We start from the raw sequence: 17,079 nt of genomic DNA on the forward strand, positions 1-17,079 counted from the left end.
CCTCGTGGCCGCGCCCTGGACGCCGGGCGCCGGTCGGACCGGGCCAGGCCGCCCCGTTCGCCCCCGTTCGCCCTCTGATGCGGACGGCCTCGCGGCCCTATGCTCGGAGGACTGTCTGCTTGGGGGAGACATGACAATCGACGGTGAGGGATACGGAGTTCAGCCCGCTTCGCTCGACAGAAGTGCGCACCTGCTGTTCGAGATCGCCGTCCTGCTCCACGAGGGCAGGCCCGACGGAGAGCTCTCGGTCCTGGCCCGCAAGCCGAGGGCCCACTACGAGGTCGGGCACGCCGTGGAGTTCTTCGCGCGCGACAGCCGGGACCAGTTCCTCAGGGCGATCTCGCTGATCGCCGCCCTCTCCACCAAACTCCGCGTCGCCAAAGGCGCGTACGTCGAGGTCGACCTCCAGACCAGGGCCGCGCTGGACGCGCTTCTGGACATCGGCACGTACGTTCCCGCCCCTGACAGGTGGAGGCCGACACCATGACGTACCGGGAGGACGTGGAGTTCCTGGAGCTGTGCAACCCGGCCCTGATCGAGCAGAACGGGGAGGAGTTCCGCCGCATGCACCTGCTGATCGCCTCCGTGGACGGCGGCATGCTCGAAGCGTCCGGCAGCTCCTGGGACAGCCAGGCGGCGGAGCGGTACGGGAAACGCCTCGGCGAGGCCCACGACCTGCTCACGTCGCTCCTGGGCGCGTACAAGACCGCCTGGCAGGCGCTGGTGACGTACGCCGATGCCGTGGCCTCGGCGAAGCGCCGCTACGAGGACGGGCGGCACACCGAGGGGCTGCTGTCGGGGACGATGGCCCGGGTCGCCGAGGCCGGTACCGACCGGGCGCGCCGGGCGGAGCCGCTGCGGCAGTGGGAGGACCTGCGGAAACGGACCGGCATCTTCGACACGATCGCCGAGGCCACCGCCGACGTGGACTCCATCCGGGACGAGGCGGAGAGCTACTACGCGCAGACCCGGCAGGCGTACGGCGACGCCGAGCGGATCGAGCGGGAGGCGCGGACGTTCTGCGTCGCCGACCTGTGGCAGGCGCGGACGTCCGTTCCCGTCTACCGGGGCGCGGTTCCCGACCCGGCGACCCTGCTCGCAGGGATGCCCTCCTTCGCCGCCGAGGCCGCGCAGGCCCGGCTGGACCCTCGTGTCCAGCTGGCGGGCACCGGGCCGAAGGCGGAAGACATCTCCTCGCTCCCGGGCACCGACAAGGTGTCCCCGAAGCTGGCGGAGATCCGGGCCCGGATCGACGGGCTGGGGCTGCCGTCGGCCAAGGACCAGAACAAGTGGTGGCCGTCCGCCTCCGACGACAGGCGACGCGACTGGATCGAGGCCAACCGCGGCTACCTGCTGGACGCCGCCGCCTCCACCGGCATCCCGCCGGACGTGCTGGCCGGCATCGCCTGGCAGGAGGTCGAGGGCGATCCGAAGATCGTGGACGACATCGCCGACACCTACCGCCAGAACCAGGAGCGCTTCACCCCCTGGGTCCGGTGGGCGGCGGAGAAGCTCGGGATGGGCGGCGAGGCGGACGCCACGTCGATGGGTCCGATCGCCATCCAGATCCGGCGCTCGGCGGAAGTCCTCGGCTACGACCCGCAGAATCTGACGGAGACCCAGCGCGCGGAGATCGAGCGCGCCACCCAGAACCCGGGCACCAACATCTACATCGCGGCCGAGTATCTGGCGCAGCTGAAGGCGGAGAGTGAGTTCGCGCTGGTACCGCCCGAGCAGATGACGCCCGAGCAGTACCGGGAACTGGCTGCCCGCTACAACGGCGGTCCGAACTGGCGGAGCGAGGAGGCGCAGGCGTACGGAGGACGGTTCGCGAGAACTCTGGACGAGGCGAGGCAGGCACTGAACGGACCGTGATCCGTCTCCGTCTTGGCCCCGGTGCCGGGATTGGGGGGCCTGACCGGGTGCGGGGGCCGGGTGCGGGGGCCGGGTGCTGGGACCGGGATCGGGGGCCGGGTACGGGTGCAGGTGCGGGGACCGGGTGCTGGGCCGGGTGCGGGGGGCCGGAGCCGCTGCACGACGTCCGCCTAGCGGAACTCGTGGACGACGTCGATGGTGCCGACGATGTGGGAGTTGAACTCGTCCAGCTCCTCTGCAGGCACCCACAGCTCCAGGATCGTCCGGCCGCCGGCCTGCCGGACCGGATAGCGGGCCAGGAAGGCGGCGTCGACCTCGAAGCGGGTCACGTAGCCGACGCCGCTGTGCTTCACGTTCCAGTCGCGGGCGATCCGGATCGCGTAGTCCTCGTCGAGGACCGGATAGAAGATCGGCTGCTCCGGCAGCCGCGGCGGCCACGCCCGCCACTCCGCCGCGCGCACGAGCTCCAGTTCCTCGGGACCGGTGGGTCGCCAGAGGGTGGTGGTCGCGCGGCGGCTGGTCATGGCTTCGCTCTCTCTTGCCGTGAAGACGGAGTCCGGAAGTCGGAGCCGTGACCGTATCGGCGGCCCCGGGTGCGGGGCCACGGGTTTTCAGGCGGGCTGGAGCAGGTCCCAGCGGTTGCCGTACAGGTCCTCGAAGACGGCGACCGAGCCGTACGGCTCGTGGCGCGGCTCCTCCAGGAAGCGCACGCCGGCGGCGGTCATCCGGGCGTGGTCGCGCGCGAAGTCGTCGGTGTGCAGGAAGAACCCGACCCGCCCGCCGGTCTGCGCCCCGACAGCCGCCACCTGCGCCTCCCCCTTGGCGCGAGCGAGCAGCAACCCGGTGCCGCCCGCCCCGCCCCGCGGCCGCACGACCACCCAGCGACTGCCGTCGCCCCGGTCGGTGTCCTCGACGAGCTCGAAGCCGAGGGCGCGGGTGTAGAAGTCGACGGCCTCGTCGTAGTCACGCACGACGAGGGTGACGAGCGCGAGTGCGGGAAGCGCGGGCCGGGTGGGCTGCGGCCCGGGCTGCGGCGGAGGCGGGGGAGTGGCGGACATGGGATCAACGTAATACGTATGACGGTGCGGCGCCAACGGATGTCGAGCGGCCTGCCCGGCTCGGCGGTCCGGTGGGAGAATGCCTCGCATGGACGCGCGGGAAGTGGAGCGGCTCGTCGGGCGGGCGCGGGGGCTCGTGGCGGACGGGCGGCGGCGCGTGCTCGGGATCGCCGGGCCGCCCGGGGCCGGGAAGTCGACGTTGGCCGCGCGGCTCGTCGCGCGGCTCGACGGGCTCGCCACGCTCGTCCCCATGGACGGCTTCCACCTGGCGCAGGCCGAGCTGGAACGACTCGGGCGCGCCGGGCGGAAAGGCGCGCCCGACACCTTCGACGCCGCCGGCTACACCGCCCTGCTCGCGCGGCTGCGCGCCGCCGAACCCGGCGTCACCGTCTACGCGCCCGCCTTCGACCGCGCCCTCGAGGAGCCGGTCGCCGGCGCGATACCCGTACCGCCCGAGGTCCCGCTCGTGATCACCGAGGGCAACTACCTGCTCCACGACGAGGGCCCGTGGGCCGCCGTCCGCCCGCTCCTCGACGAGGCCTGGTACGTGGACCTCGACGACCGGCGCCGCGTGCCCCGGCTCGTCGCGCGGCACGTCCGCTTCGGCAAGGAGCAGGCCCACGCCGAACGCTGGGTCGCCGAGTCCGACGAGGCCAACGCCCGTCTCGTGGCACTCGGCCGGGACCGCGCCCATCTCGTCGTACGGATGGACTGACACGCCCCGCCGGAAGCGGGACGGCTAGCGTGTGCGCCATGAAGCACGCGCCGGCGCTCCTCGTCATCGACATGCAGAACGCCCTCGCCGCCTTCGCCCACCGGGCCCGCGAGACCGTCGCCGTCATCGCCGGGCTCCAGGCCCGCGCCCGCGCCGCCGGCGTTCCCGTCATCACCGTCCAGCACCACGGCAACGGCCTCGAACCCGGCACCGACGGCTGGCGCGTCGTCCCCGAACTCGCCCCTGCCGAGGGCGAGTCGGTCATCGCGAAGACCAGCGCCGACAGCTTCCTCGACACCGGCCTCGACGGCGCTCTCACCGCCCTCGGCACCACCGAACTCCTCGTCACCGGCTTCGCCACCGAGATCTGCGTCGACACCACCGCCCGCCAGGCCCTCAGCCGCCGCTACGACCTCGTCCTCGTCGCCGACGGTCACACCACGTCCGTACGGGAGGCGGGCGGCGGCCCCTACGCCGAGCCCGACGCGTCCGTCGCCCATCACAACGAGATCTTCCGCAACCTGGACTTCCCCGGCCGCAGCATCCGCGTACTGCCGGGCGCCGACGTGGACTTCGGGCCGCCGCCTGCGCGGCGTCCGGCGTCCGGTGTCCGTATGAGGCCTGCCGCTTCTTCGTGACCGCCGGGGCCTACGCGGCGTCATGCCGCATGGCGTCCGCCGCCGTCCCCCACGGCACCCGCCGTCCAGCGGCGTCCGCCGCCGTCAGCCGGCCTCCGCCGTCTACGCGGCACCCGCCGTCCGCGTGACGTCCGCCCGTGTGACCGCCGCCCGCGCCAGGGCCCGGACGATCGGGTGCGGGCGCGTGCCGTCGCCCGCGAGTTCCGGCTGGAAGAGGGTGGCCAGGAAGAAGGGGTGGCCCGGCAGTTCCGCGATCCGTACCTGGCCGTCCTCGTCCACGCCCGTGAACCGCAGGCCGTGCGCCTCCAGCGTGTCCAGATGGCGGCTGTCGGGGCCGTAGTTGCAGTGGTAGCGCTCGGTCGTCAGCTCGGCGCCCAGGACCGACTCCGCGAGGGAGCCCGGGGTCACCCGTACCCCGCCCTCGTGGCCCACCAGCGAGCAGGCGAGCGGCGCGAGCAGCAGGTCGGCCTCGTCGGCCTCCGGGTCGTTCTCGGCGTGCGCCGCCCGCTCCAGGCCGCAGACGTCCCGCGCGAACTCGAGCAGCGCGTGCTGGAAGCCCGCGCAGGTCCCGAGGAACGGGATCCCGTCCTCGCGCGCCGTACGGATCGCGGCCAGCGCGCCCGCCTCGCTCGCGTACGGGCTGCCCGGCAGCAGCCACACGGCGTCGAAGCCCTTGACCGCGTCCGGCGCCTCGGCGTTGCCGCTGGGGATCCAGTACGCGTCGAGGACGAGTCCGTCCCGCTCAGCCAGGGCGTCGAGCAGCATCGGGATACGGACATGGGACTTCACGTGCGGGGAACGGTCGCCGACGAGGGCGATCCGGGGGATGTGCGTGTTCATGCCGACCATCCTGGGCAGCCCCGGCCGTTCACGTCCAACGATGATTCATGGACTATCCATCGCGAATGCTTATGGGTTACGGGAGTAGGGTGCCGCCATGAGCAGCAGCCATAGCAGCAGCGATAGCAGCAGCGAGACGAGCGGTCACGCTGGCGGCGGCAGCGGCGCCGGCACCACCGGCACCGACAGCAGCGCCGGCACCGGCAGCAGTGCCGGCACCACCGGCACCGGCACCGCCAGCGACTGGGAACTGCGGCTCGCCGCCGCCTGGGCCGAGCTCGACTCCTACGAGAGCGACCCCGCCGGCTTCCGCGCCCGGATCGCGGAGCTCGCCGCCGAACGCCCCGCCGACGACCCCGTCGCCCTCTTCGAGCAGGGCGCCGCCCACGACTCCACCGGAGAGCCCGAGCAGGCCGTACGCCTCTACCGCCGCGCCCTCGACGGCGGCCTCACCGGACTGCGCCGCCGCCGCGCCGTCATCCAGCTCGCCAGCAGCCTGCGCAACCTGGGCCGGCCCGATGTCAGCGTCGAACTCCTCACCGAGGAGCGGGCGATCCCCGCCGACCGGCTCGACGCCGACGAGACCGCCCTGACCTCCGCCGTCGACGCCTTCCTCGCCCTCGCCCTCGCCGACACCGGCCGCGACCGCGAAGCCGCCTCCCTCGCGCTCGGCGCCCTCGCCCCGCTGCTGCCCCGCTACAACCGGTCCCTCGCCTTCTATGCCAAGGACCTGCTGAAGACCCGACAGGGCTCCTGAGGAGGTCTGACTCCACCGGTGGACCCGCACCTGCTCCGTACGTACGTCTCCGTGGCCCGGCTGGCCTCCTTCTCCGCGGCGGCCCGGGAACTCGGCTACACCCAGTCGGCCGTCTCCCAGCACGTCGCCGCGCTCGAGGCCGACCTCGGCATGCCGCTGCTCAGCCGCCGGCCCGTCGCGCCCACCCCGGCCGGCGAGCGGCTGCTCGAACACGCCGGTTCGCTGCTGCTGCGGCTCGACGCGGCCCGCGCCGACCTCGCCCGCTTCGCCGCGCCGCCGCGCGAGACGCTCACCCTCGCCGCAGCGCCGCTCGCGCTCCACCCGTGGATCCTCGCCGCCCTGCCCGCCACGGGCGTCACCGTGCGCACGCTGCCGCGCGACGAAGTGCCGGCCGCCGTCGCCACCGGCGCCGCCGACCTGGGCCTGGTCGACGGCCTCACCGCGCCGAGCGACCCGCTGCGACTCCCCGACGTCGCCCCGCTCACGGCCCGCCCGGTCGCGGAGGAGCAGCTGGTGGTGGTCCTGCCCGCGGACCATCCGCTCGCGGGCCGCGGGGGCGCCGGCGCCCCGGGCGGCGCAGGCCGCGCGGGTAGCTCGGAGAGCGGCTCGGGCAGCTACGGAAGCAGCTCGGCTAGCAGCTCGGACAGCATCTCGGGCACCTCAGTGCGCTCCAGCACCTCCACCACCTCCAGCAGCTCCGGCGACCCGGGCGTCCCCGGCCTCCCGGACGCCCTCCCCGCCCTCCCCGGCCTCCCCGGCCTCGACCTGGCCGACCTCGTCGACGCCCGCTGGCTCGACGCACCCGACGCCGGCTTCCCGCTCGACCGGTTGCGCGCGGCCCACGGCGGCCCCGCCGGGCGCGGCTTCCGCACGGCACTGCGCTACGAGGGCACCGACGCCCGTACCCTCACCGCGCTGGCCGCCGCGGGCCACGGCCTCGCCCTGCTGCCGGCCTCCGCCGCGGGCCTCGGGGTCCCCGGCGCCGCCTTCGTCCCGCTCGCCGCGCCGCGTCTGGTCCACCGCACCGAGCTGCTGCACGGTGGGCGCGAACCGGCCGGGCCCGCAGCCGAGTTGGCCCGGCGACTCGGCACCCGTACGGCGGCCGGTCGCTAATCTGGCCACCCAGGGACCGAAACGGCGGGAACGGCGACGAAAGGCGGGACGACGTGGGGTGGTTCCGGCGAGGGCCCAGGCGCGACCACGAGGACGCGCCGCGGGACCCCGAGTTCACGTACTTCTCCGAGCGCGAGGCCGCGCTCTTCCGCAGGCAGGTCCGCGAGGCCTTCGCCGAGCTCGGCCTCGAGGTCACCGTCTACGCCGACTCCGTGACCGACGACGCCGGCCGCCGCTTCGGACTCGGCAACCTCGCCGCCGTCTGCCATCAGGACCCGCGCGGCACCCGCATCTGGCCGCGGCTGATCGACCGTCACGTGCGGCTCGTGGTCCGCGCCCTGGAGGGGCCCTCCGCCCTGGACACCCTGCCGCCCGAACAGATCCGCGCCCAGCTCTACCCGCGGGTCGTCAGCGGAGAGGGCATCGACCCCGGCACGTTCGGCTACGCGCGGACCGTCGCGCCCGGCCTCTACGAGGTCCTCGCCCTCGATCTGCCGGAAAGCGTCATGACGCTCACTGACGAGGCGCTGGAACGGCTCGGGGACCCCGTACGACTGCGGGAGCGGGCCATCGACAACCTGCGCGGGCTGCCCGTCGAGGGCCACGAGACCGTCAAGGACGCCGACGGCATGCGCTTCGAGGTCATCCTCGGCGACTCGTTCTACACGGCGAGCCGGGTCCTCGACCTGGACGCCGTCGTCCGCCGTGTGACCGGACGACCGCTCACCGAGGACGGCGCCCTCGTGGCCATGCCGTTCCGGCACCAGCTGGCCTTCCACGCCATCCGGGACACCACGATCGTGCCCGCGCTCGGCGCGATGGCGTCGTTCGCCGCCTCCGGCTACGAGGACACGCCGGGCGCCATCAGCCCGTACGTCTTCTGGTGGCGGGCCGGCACGCTCACCCAGCTCAGCGAGCACGCCGAGGAGGACGGCCAGCTGCGGATCGTCGTCGGCGACGAGTTCCAGGCCCTGCTCGAACGCCTCATCGTCCGGAACCCGGACCAGGGCTGAGACAGGGCGGGAACCGCAGCCCGACAAGGGCCGAGCGGTCGGCCCTACCCGCGCCGGCGAGGTCGCGACCCGGCCCGGCCAGGTCGCGACCCGGCCCGCCAGGTCATGCACCCCTCCCGCCAGGTCACGGACCCCCGCCCGGCAACTGCGGGCCCCCGGCAGGTCGCGGCCGGTACCCGCGCCCGGCAGGATGCTGTACGTCGAGGAGGAGGAGAAGACCACCATGTCCCAGAGCGCCACGCCCGTCGCCTTCACCGCCGAGGACTACCGTGCCCGGATGGCCCGCGCGGCCGACGCCGCCGCGGAGGCCGGGCTCGCCGGCGTCCTGGTCGCGCCCGGCCCCGATCTGGTCTACCTCACCGGCTACCAGCCCACCGCGATCACCGAACGGCTCACCGTGCTCGTGATCGCCCCCGGCCAGGACCCGGTCCTCGTCGTCCCCACCCTGGAGGCGCCGGACGCGGAGAAGGCCGCGGGCGCCGCGGCGCTCACCCTGCGCGACTGGACCGACGGCAAGGACCCGTACGCCGTCACCGCCCCGCTGCTCGACGTGGACGGCCGCTTCGGCGTCAGCGACAACGCCTGGGCCATGCACCTGCTCGGCCTCCAGCAGACCCTGCCCGGCACCTCGTACGTCTCGCTCACCGAGGCGCTGCCGATGTTGCGGGCCGTCAAGGACGAGCACGAACTGGCCCGGATCGCCGCCGCGGGAGCCGCCGCCGACCAGGCGTACGGCGAGATCCTGAAGGTCCGCTTCGCCGGCCGCAAGGAGACCGAGGTGGCCGCCGACCTGGCCGCGCTGCTGCTGGACTTCGGCCACTCCCAGGTCGACTTCACCGTCGTCGGCTCCGGCCCCAACGGCGCCAACCCGCACCACGAGGCCGGTGACCGCACCATCGAGCACGGCGACATGGTCGTCCTCGACTTCGGCGGCCTCAAGCACGGTTACGGCTCCGACACCACCCGCACCGTCCACGTCGGCGAGCCGACGGACGAGGAGCGCCGCGTCCACGACCTCGTCCGCGAGGCCCAGCAGGCCGGCTTCGAGGCCGTACGCACCGGGGCCGCCTGCCAGGACGTGGACCGTGCGGCCCGCAAGGTCATCACGGACGCGGGCTACGGCGAGTACTTCATCCACCGCACCGGCCACGGCATCGGCGTCACCACCCACGAACCCCCGTACATGATCGAGGGCGAGACCCGCCCCATCGTCCCCGGCATGTGCTTCTCCATCGAACCGGGCGTCTACCTCCCGGGCCGCTTCGGCGTCCGCATCGAGGACATCGTCACCCTGACAGAAGCCGGCATGGGCCACCGCTTCAACAACACCCCACGCGAGATGGCGATCGTGGAGTGAGTGACCGTTCTCGCACTCAGTCGCATCTCTGCCGGCGCCACAAGCCGTGTCGTCGAGACGCCCCCTGCGTGGCAGCCTTTGGCCCATCGGCCACGAGGGCGAGCCGCTGTCAGGCCACGTCGATGCCGTACTCCCGGATCAGCTCCTCGAGACCGCCTCTGTACCCCTTGCCTCCGATGACGAATTCCCAGTCTCCGCTCGAGCGGCGTCGGAAGGACCCGAGCACCAAGGCCGTCTCGTGGGGGCGGCCGTCGGACACCTCTAGTCTGCCGAGCTCGGTCCCCGACGGGCCCAACAGTCGGATGCAGGCCTCGGTGAACCCGGACAGGTCCGCGTCGGGGTTCACAGCGGGGTCGATCGCAGCTACGAGGACGAGTCGATCGGATCTCTCGGGCAGCGCATCGAAGGACACCTGGATCGCAGCCTTGTCCGGCGTGACAGCAGAGCACGCGCGGACAGTGCCGTCCGGTGTCTGGGGGTTGTTGTAGAAGACGAAATGGTCATCGTCCAGAACCCGGTTGCCACGGCAGACGAGCGCGCACACGTCCAATGCGACGCTTCCCGACCAGGACATTCCCAGGATGTTGTGGTCTGACTCGGCCGCAGGAGTCGGCTCGGTTCGCTGGGCAGGAACGGAGCGTCCCCCGCTGCCGAGTCGCCCACGCAGCCCGTGTCGATGGAGCAGGTCGACCAATTCGCTGCCGGACACCAGCTCCAGGGGCTTGCCGTTGGCGAAGGTCTGCGAGCCGGGGCCGAATCCGGAAGTGGTGACCAGCACGCCCTTGTTTGCACCGGCGTCCTGAACCGTGCCGTACAGGTCGCGCACCGCTGTGGGTGGCACGGTGCTTCGGTAGCGCTTCACTTGCACGACGATCTTTCCACCCCGGATCGGAGTCGGGTCCAGAGCGTCGACGTCGACACCGCCGTCGTTTGACCGCTGAGTCGTGACAGCCTGCATACCCATGGCGCGGAACAGGTCGGCGACCAACGACTCGAAAGCAATCGGATCCATTTCGTACAGATCCGGCTCTTCGTCTCCGCCGTGTGTGACGACGCCGTTGCCGACCTCCTCAGGCACTCGGCCGGGTCGCACGGTTGCTCGCTGATCGGGGCGGGTGGACAGCTGGCCTCGGAGACCGTCCACTAGGCAATCGTGAGCATTCACCTGCTCCAGGTGGAGACCTGTGAACGTCGCACGCGAAGCCATGACCGTGGCCAGGAAAAGCTGTGCTTGCCTGCCCGTCGCCGGGTCGTGGTCGTCCACGAAGCCGTTGAGGGCAACCGATTCCAGAGCGCCGAACTCATCGGCTGCGAAGAGGTCGTGCAGGACAAGGAGCATGCACTGCGCGAGCACGTCCCGATAGAGCGCTCGACGCTGGGCGGCGGGACGAGCAGTCTCCTTGTCCTGGTCCGCAGATGGCATGTAGCGGACCGATTTCGCTTCGGGAACGACGTCGAATTTGGGCAGCTCCCAGTTCAGTACGAGCTGACGCGCGGCCGAGTCGTATGCAGCGGAAAGCTGTCGAGGCATGCCTTCCGGCCAGGCAGCAGACGAGTAGAGAGCAGCCGAGAAGTACTCCACGGCGGCGTCTGCATCACCATTGCGAAGTGCCGCTGTCATCTCGGCGATTCCGTCGTTGTGCCGACGGATTTCCGCCATCTGGGACTCGGCCCACTGGTTGTATTGCTGCTGATAGGCCGCCAGCTGTTGTTGACGCTGTGTCTCCGCAGCCTGTGCGGCCTGCCAGTCGCGCTCGAACCGGGCCCGCGCTTCCGCCTGGGCCTGAGCTCGTCGGTTGGCCGTCCAACCGCTCTGGGCCTGGTACTGATTCGGATCTGGCATCCGCACCGGGTGGGCGAGTTGTCCTGGGGAGAACGGCTCGATCTCCTCGCGACGGGTAAGTGCGGCAGCCTTGAACGCTGGTGCCCGACATCCAGCGGCCAACAAACCTTGCAGCGACTCGACTCGCGCTTCCAGCTCCTCGGTCCGCCGCCTGGCATCGGCATCTCGCTGCTGCCTATAGGCTGCTTGCTGTTCGCGATGACTGCGTGCCAGGTCCCGCTGATAGGCGCGCTGCTGCCGCTCGAATTCCCGCTGCTGTCTGGCCTGTGCCTCAAACTGACGTTGCTGTTGGCGCTGAGCCTCAGCCCAAATGCCGACCAATCCATTAGAGCGACGACTCATGCGTTACAGGCCCCTCCCCCCAGAACCCCAGCGTCACCAGGAGTTCTGGCCACAAAACCAGCAGTAGCGAGACGACTCTAGTGGGCATCCGTCACCCCGCCCAGCCACTTGCCACAGACGGTTCCCCAGGACGGTGTCGTTGTGCGGACAGCTGGACTGGGGGCCTTCGCTCTGGTGGGCGCGGGCGGTTTCGGACCGTCGACGTCTGCTTTGTAAGAGCAGCGCTCAGCGCACGGGCAGTGCTCGGCCCGAGCCGTGTTCAGCCGTCCGTCAGGATGACCGCCGACTCCGCCGGCAAGGTCAGCAGGCCGTCTCGGCCCGGGGGTTTCGTGGGGTCCCAGGACGCGAGGACGCGGTCGCGGCCGTTGGAGCCCAGGGCGATGTCCGCCGGTTGGTTGCCCAGGTTCACCGCGACCCTGATGTCGCCGCGGCGGAACACCAGCCAGCGGGCCTCCTCGTCGTACGCGACCTTCACGCCGGCCAGGTCCGGGTCGGTGAGGTCCGGGAGGGTGCGGCGGAGGGCGATCAGTTCTCGGTGCCAGGCGAGCAGGCGCTTGTGGGGTTCGCGTTCGCGTTCGGCGCGGTCCAGGACCGAGCGGTCGCGGGTGGCCTGCTCCTGTGGGTCGGGCACGTCCTCCTCCGCCCAGCCGTGCGCCGCGAACTCGCGGCGCCGGCCGCGCCGTACCGCCTCCGCGAGCTCCGGATCGGTGTGGTCCGTGAAGTACATCCACGGCGTCGTCGCGCCCCACTCCTCGCCCATGAACAGCATCGGCACCGACGGGCCGGTCAGGACCAGGGCCGCCGCGCAGGCCAGGAGGCCGGGGGAGCAGGAGGCCGAAAGGCGGTCGCCCGTCGCGCGGTTGCCGATCTGGTCGTGGGTCTGCGCGTAGCCGAGGAAGCGGTGCGCCGGCGTGCGCTCCCGGTCGACCGGGCGGCCGTGGTGCCGGCCGCGGAAGGACGAGTACGTGCCGTCGTGGAAGAAGACCCGGGTCAGCGTCTTGGCGAGCGCGGCCATCGGGGCGCGCGCGAAGTCCGCGTAATAGCCCTGCGACTCGCCGGTCAGCGCCGTGTGCAGGGCGTGGTGGAAGTCGTCGTTCCACTGCGCGTGGATGCCGATCCCGCCGACCGTGCGCGGTGTGGTCATGCGCGGGTCGGCCAGGTCCGACTCGGCGATCAGGAAGTGCTGCCGGCCCTGCTCCTTGGCCAGCTCGTCCACCGCCGCCGACAACTCCTCCAGGAACGTCAGCGCCCGGGTGTCGGCGAGCGCGTGCACCGCGTCGAGCCGCAGGCCGTCGATCCGGTAGTCCCTCAGCCACGCGAGCGCGCTGCCCAGGAAGTACGCCCTGACCTCGTCCGAGCCCGGCGCGTCCAGGTTCACCGCCGCGCCCCACGGCGTGTGGTGGGTGTCGGTGAAGTACGGTCCGAAGGAGGGCAGATGGTTACCGGACGGGCCCAGGTGGTTGTGCACCACGTCCAGGACCACGCCGAGGCCGAGCCCGTGCGCGGTGTCCACGAAACGCTTGAGCGCCTCCGGCCCGCCGTACGGCTCGTGCACGGCCCACGGCGCGACCCCGTCGTAACCCCAGCCGTTCACGCCGGGGAACGGGCACAGCGGCATCAGCTCCACATGGGTGATGCCGAGGCCGGCCAGCTCCCCGAGCCGCTCGGCCGCCGCGTCGAGGGTGCCCTCCGGCGTGAAGGTGCCGACGTGCAGCTCGTACAGGACGCCACTGCGCATCCGCAGCTTCGGCGTGTCGTGCCGCCAGACGTACGTGTCGTGGTCGACGACCGCCGCGAGCCCGTCCGGGCCGTCCGGAAGACGCCGGGCCCGGGGGTCGGGCAGAAGGGGGCCGTCGTCGAGGGCGAAGCCGTAGCGGTCGCCGTCGGCGGCCGGGACGACCCCGGTCCACCAGTCGGGCCGCTCGGCGTCCCGCTCCAGCGGATGCCGGACGCCGTTCAGCTCCAGCGTCACCCGGCCACGGGCGCTGGGCGCCCACACCTCGAACAGCACGCGACGGTCCCCTCGTCGACGAAGGACGTACGGTCGGGCGCGTACGGCCGTTCGCGCGGTCGGGCGCACGCTCGGGCGTACGGACGGGTGTACGGGCGGACGTACAGCCCCGAACGCACGGTCACGAACGCACGCCACGAACGCACGGTCACGGACGTACGGCCACGAACGTACGGTTTCGGACGTACAGCTACGGGACCCATCCTGGCAGTCAGTCGCCCGCCGTGCCCGGCGCGTCCCACACGAAGTTGATCGAGCGCTCGAAGTTCACGTACCCCGCCCGGGCGAAGGACTTCGCCATCGGCACGTTGCCCACGTCGGTGGCCGCCCGGATCCGCTCCACGTCGTCCTGGGCGGCGAGCACCCGGGTGCCCTCGGCGAGGAGCTCGTCGATGAGGCCGCGGCCGCGGTGGGCGGGCAGCACGCCGACGTACGCGATGATCGGGTGGTAGTTGTTGCGCGCGGGGACGACGAAGCCGACCGGCTCACCGGTCCCCGGCAGCTCGGCGATCCGCCACCACTCGCGCGGCGTGGTGTAGTGCGCGAGCTCCTCGTCGTAGTGCAGCGCGGCCGCCTCGCGCGGCGAGAGCCCCGAGGCGAGGTCCGCCTGCCCGTGCGCGTCGAGGGTGCCCTCCATCACCGGGGCCATCAGCGCCAGCAGGTCCTCGCGGTCCCGGACCGGCCGGAAGGCCAGGCGGCCCGTCGCCTCGGGTACGGGCGTGCCCCGCCGCCACTCCAGGCGCAGCCGCTCCACGAGCGGGCGGGCGCCGCTCGCCTCGAGGACGCCGAACAGCGTCTCCAGATACGCCCGCGTCTCCGGCACCTCGCGCCAGTCGGCCGGCATGAACCGCCCGTACTCGGGCCGCGCCCCGCCCTGGAGGACGGCGGCGCTCGCCGTGCGCAGCAGGCGCAGCCCGGTCGTCGCGGCGTCCTCGGGCGTCAGGTCAGGAGCCAGGTCGAAAAAGTCCAGGGCCTGCGGCCCGGTGCCGGGCCGACCGGTCCACCAGCCGATCCGGCCGACGAGCCGGTCACCGCGCAGGGCGACCCACATCCACTCGGGGCGGCGGCGGCCGGCGGCGAGGTCGTCGGCGAGCTCGTGGTCGAGCACGTAGTCGAGGCGGTCGAAGAGGTCGAGCTCCTGCGGTCCGGCGAGCGGCCGGACGACGAGCGTCGCAGGGTCATGCGTCATGTACGGGGTCCCCCAAGGGTGGTCGATTCGGCGGCCGACCGTAGCAACGATCGGGGCCCGGGGCACCCGAGTTGTCGTGCGGCGCCCCGAGTCGTCGGGCGGCGCCCCGCCTCCGGTCCGCGTCGCGTGGGGCGGGGAGTGGGCCGAGGCGGGGCGAGGCGGAGGCGAGGAGGGCGCCGGGTGGTGGCGAGGCGGGGCGACCCGGGCACGGGGCGTGGGGCGAGGCGGTGGCGGTGCGCGCGGGCGCGAGGCATGGGCGAGGCGGGGGGCGGTCCGTGGGGGCGCCGGACCCTTCTGGACACTCCGGGGCCTCGCGGCGGACAATCACGTATGTGACGACCCCTTACGAGCTGCCGGCCGGACCGCCGGACACCCCTCGGCTCACCGACGCCGAGCGGGAGCGCGCGCTCGCGGTGCTCCGCGAGGGCGCGGCGCAGGGACGTCTGTCGCACGACACGTTCCTCTTCCGCATGGAGCGGGCGCTGGTGGCCCGCCGCTCCGACGAACTCGCCCTGCTCACCGCCGATCTCGCGACCGAGTCGACCTGGACCAGGCGGGTGGTGGGCGCGGTCGAGAAGATGTCGGCGTTCACGGCCAGGATCGGCCGGGCCTGGCAGGCCGAGCGGCTGCCGAAGCTGCTGCTGCCGCACCCGGGGCCGTATCCGCTGCGGATCGGCCGGGACCCGGTGAACGGGCTGCGGCTCAGCCACGAGACGGTCTCCCGTCTGCACGCCGAACTCTCCTCGCAGGACGGCACGTGGATCCTGCGCGACCTCGGCTCCACGAACGGCACCACGGTCAACGGCCGCCGCGTCACGGGCGCGGTGGTGGTCCGCGCCGGGGACGCGGTGGGCTTCGGCCAGATGTCGTTCCGGCTGTCGCTGAACTGAGCGGCGGGCCCGCGCCGCTGATCCTCATCTGCGTCCGAATCACCCGTTCGGCGGTGTACGTGCTGCGACCCGGTCCTCCAGGTGGTGGGCTGAGGTGATGCGCGCCGCCGACCGACGAGGGGGCCAGATGAGCGACGAGCCGCAGGACAGCGAGCCGAGGAGCGGCCGGCCGGACGGCGACGCGCCGATGAGCCACGGGCCGACGAGCCACGCGCCGATGAACCACGAGACGACGACCCACGGTCCGATGAGCCACGAGCCGACGAGTCGCGGTCCGATGACCGACGAGACGACGAGCCGCGGGCCGAAGAGCCACGAGCCGACGAGTCGCGGTCCGAAGGGCCAGGAGCCGACGAGGTACGAGCCGGCCTACGTGGCCCCCGCGCGGGCGCCCCGGCGTGGCCAGTGGAGCGCGTTGCCCGCGATGGCGCCCGCCGGCTCCGTGGCCGCCACCGCCGCCGACGAGCGTCCGGCGCGCCGGGTCGCTCCCAGTCCGCTGGAGCCCGGCGCGACCTGGGACCCGTACCGCACCTACCGGGTCCTGCGCGAGGAGTTCCCGCTCACCCACGACCCGCTGCTACGGGCCTGGGTGCTCAGCCGGTACGCGGACGTGGCGAGCGCTCTCGCCGACGCGCGCTTCACCCACGGCCACCGGCCCGGCGACCCGCCGTGCGCCGAGACCCACACCGACGTCGACGAGGCCGAACTGCGGGCCGTCGCCGAGCGCACCGCGTTCGTCCTCGCCCGCCGGATCGCCGAACGGCCGCTCGCCGACCTGGTCGCCGACTTCTGCCACTGGCTGCCCGCCGGCACCGTCGCCGCCGCCGTGGGCGTGCCGTACCGGGACATGATGCGGCTCGTGCGCGGCCGGGCCGCCTCCGCACTGGCCGGGCAGTGCACGGGGCAGATCTCCGTACGAGAGAAGGCGCTGGCCGGCTTCCTCGCCGACGTGCTCGTGGACCCCGACCTCGTCGAGGCCCTGCGCGACGCGCCGTCCGGGCTCGTCGCCCGTGCCTGGGCCGAGTCGCTGCGCCGCGAGCCGCCGGTCCAGATCATGATGCGCCGCACCCGCGGCGAGATCCACGTCAGCGGCGGCGTCCTCCCGGCCGGTGCCCCGGTCGCGCTGCTCGTCGGCGCCGCGGGCCGTGACCCGGACCGGTTCCGCGACCCCGACCGCTTCGACCTCCTGCGCGAGGACCCGCACCAGCTCGCCTACGGCCCCGGCCCGTGCCCCGCCGTCACGCTCGCCGCCCTGGAGGCCGAATACGCCCTGCGCGCCCTCTTCCGCGCCATGCCGCGCCTCCGCCTCGCCGGCGGATTCCGGCCGGAGCGCACGGGCGTCATCACCCGCGCCCCGCGCACTCTGATCGTCCGGCCCGGCGGCTAGGCCGTTTCTTTCGGATCAGGGCCGGACAGGCCGCGGCGTCTGGTGCATGGG

The 17,079-nt window shown here is 72.8% G+C and carries 16 protein-coding genes; 10 read left to right on the forward strand and 6 right to left on the reverse strand.

The genetic code is table 11. The features are described from left to right. The first annotated feature begins 130 nt into the window (after positions 1-130). Positions 131-487, forward strand: coding sequence for a hypothetical protein (locus ACFVGS_RS31860; RefSeq protein ID WP_385695382.1), 357 nt, complete (start codon positions 131-133; stop codon positions 485-487). Continuing rightward, a complete protein-coding gene (locus ACFVGS_RS31865; protein ID WP_385695385.1) occupies positions 484-1,875 on the forward strand; it encodes a hypothetical protein in 1,392 nt (463 codons plus the stop codon). The genes ACFVGS_RS31860 and ACFVGS_RS31865 overlap by 4 nt, the downstream gene beginning before the upstream one ends. A gap of 170 nt (positions 1,876-2,045) precedes the next feature. On the opposite strand, the gene ACFVGS_RS31870 is transcribed toward ACFVGS_RS31865, so the two are convergent. Then, on the reverse strand, positions 2,046-2,399 hold the full coding sequence (locus ACFVGS_RS31870; RefSeq protein WP_384420453.1) for a hypothetical protein: 354 nt from the start codon (positions 2,397-2,399) through the stop codon (positions 2,046-2,048). A gap of 87 nt (positions 2,400-2,486) precedes the next feature. Continuing rightward, positions 2,487-2,933: a VOC family protein gene (locus tag ACFVGS_RS31875; protein ID WP_385695387.1), complete on the reverse strand. Its 447-nt coding sequence runs from the start codon at positions 2,931-2,933 to the stop codon at positions 2,487-2,489. A 79-nt stretch (positions 2,934-3,012) separates the two neighbouring features. Between ACFVGS_RS31875 and ACFVGS_RS31880 the strand changes: the two genes are divergently transcribed. Continuing rightward, on the forward strand, positions 3,013-3,648 hold the full coding sequence (locus tag ACFVGS_RS31880; RefSeq protein WP_385695390.1) for a nucleoside/nucleotide kinase family protein: 636 nt from the start codon (positions 3,013-3,015) through the stop codon (positions 3,646-3,648). A gap of 38 nt (positions 3,649-3,686) precedes the next feature. Continuing rightward, positions 3,687-4,286, forward strand: a complete 600-nt coding sequence (locus ACFVGS_RS31885; protein WP_385695392.1) for an isochorismatase family protein — start codon at positions 3,687-3,689, stop codon at positions 4,284-4,286. 102 nt (positions 4,287-4,388) lie between these two features. Here the strand turns inward: ACFVGS_RS31885 and ACFVGS_RS31890 are convergent, their stop codons facing one another. Continuing rightward, positions 4,389-5,126, reverse strand: a complete 738-nt coding sequence (locus ACFVGS_RS31890) for a hypothetical protein (RefSeq protein WP_385695395.1) — start codon at positions 5,124-5,126, stop codon at positions 4,389-4,391. Positions 5,127-5,223: 97 nt separating this feature from the next. On the opposite strand from ACFVGS_RS31890, the gene ACFVGS_RS31895 reads away from it, so the two are divergent. The 4 genes from ACFVGS_RS31895 to ACFVGS_RS31910 all read left to right on the forward strand — a co-directional run bounded on the left by ACFVGS_RS31895 (position 5,224) and on the right by ACFVGS_RS31910 (position 9,366). Further along, the gene (locus ACFVGS_RS31895; protein WP_385695398.1) at positions 5,224-5,883 is read left to right on the forward strand and encodes a tetratricopeptide repeat protein; all 660 of its coding nucleotides are present in this window, start codon (positions 5,224-5,226) and stop codon (positions 5,881-5,883) included. Positions 5,884-5,901: 18 nt separating this feature from the next. Further along, positions 5,902-6,996 carry a LysR family transcriptional regulator gene (locus ACFVGS_RS31900; RefSeq protein ID WP_385695401.1) on the forward strand — a complete coding sequence of 365 codons (1,095 nt, stop codon included), beginning with the start codon at positions 5,902-5,904 and terminating at the stop codon, positions 6,994-6,996. 53 nt (positions 6,997-7,049) lie between these two features. Next, on the forward strand, positions 7,050-8,009 hold the full coding sequence (locus ACFVGS_RS31905) for a hypothetical protein (RefSeq protein ID WP_384420440.1): 960 nt from the start codon (positions 7,050-7,052) through the stop codon (positions 8,007-8,009). A gap of 223 nt (positions 8,010-8,232) precedes the next feature. Further along, positions 8,233-9,366, forward strand: coding sequence for a M24 family metallopeptidase (locus ACFVGS_RS31910; RefSeq protein WP_385695404.1), 1,134 nt, complete (start codon positions 8,233-8,235; stop codon positions 9,364-9,366). 109 nt (positions 9,367-9,475) lie between these two features. Here the strand turns inward: ACFVGS_RS31910 and ACFVGS_RS31915 are convergent, their stop codons facing one another. The 3 genes from ACFVGS_RS31915 to ACFVGS_RS31925 form a co-directional block, all read right to left on the reverse strand. Beyond that, complete coding sequence (locus ACFVGS_RS31915) at positions 9,476-11,551, reverse strand: restriction endonuclease (protein WP_384420438.1); 2,076 nt, start codon at positions 11,549-11,551, stop codon at positions 9,476-9,478. A 259-nt stretch (positions 11,552-11,810) separates the two neighbouring features. Beyond that, positions 11,811-13,562: a malto-oligosyltrehalose trehalohydrolase gene (gene treZ, locus ACFVGS_RS31920; protein WP_384420437.1), complete on the reverse strand. Its 1,752-nt coding sequence runs from the start codon at positions 13,560-13,562 to the stop codon at positions 11,811-11,813. 211 nt (positions 13,563-13,773) lie between these two features. Then, positions 13,774-14,751: a GNAT family N-acetyltransferase gene (locus tag ACFVGS_RS31925; RefSeq protein ID WP_385695408.1), complete on the reverse strand. Its 978-nt coding sequence runs from the start codon at positions 14,749-14,751 to the stop codon at positions 13,774-13,776. Between the two features lie 332 nt (positions 14,752-15,083). On the opposite strand from ACFVGS_RS31925, the gene ACFVGS_RS31930 reads away from it, so the two are divergent. Continuing rightward, entirely contained in the window at positions 15,084-15,641 is a 558-nt protein-coding gene (locus ACFVGS_RS31930) for an FHA domain-containing protein (RefSeq protein WP_384420434.1), read from the forward strand. A gap of 127 nt (positions 15,642-15,768) precedes the next feature. Further along, on the forward strand, positions 15,769-17,028 hold the full coding sequence (locus ACFVGS_RS31935) for a cytochrome P450 (protein WP_385695411.1): 1,260 nt from the start codon (positions 15,769-15,771) through the stop codon (positions 17,026-17,028). Positions 17,029-17,079 lie beyond the last annotated feature (51 nt).

Origin of the sequence: Streptomyces sp. NPDC127114 (genome assembly GCF_042677525.1) — a bacterium.
Lineage (GTDB): Bacteria > Actinomycetota > Actinomycetes > Streptomycetales > Streptomycetaceae > Streptomyces.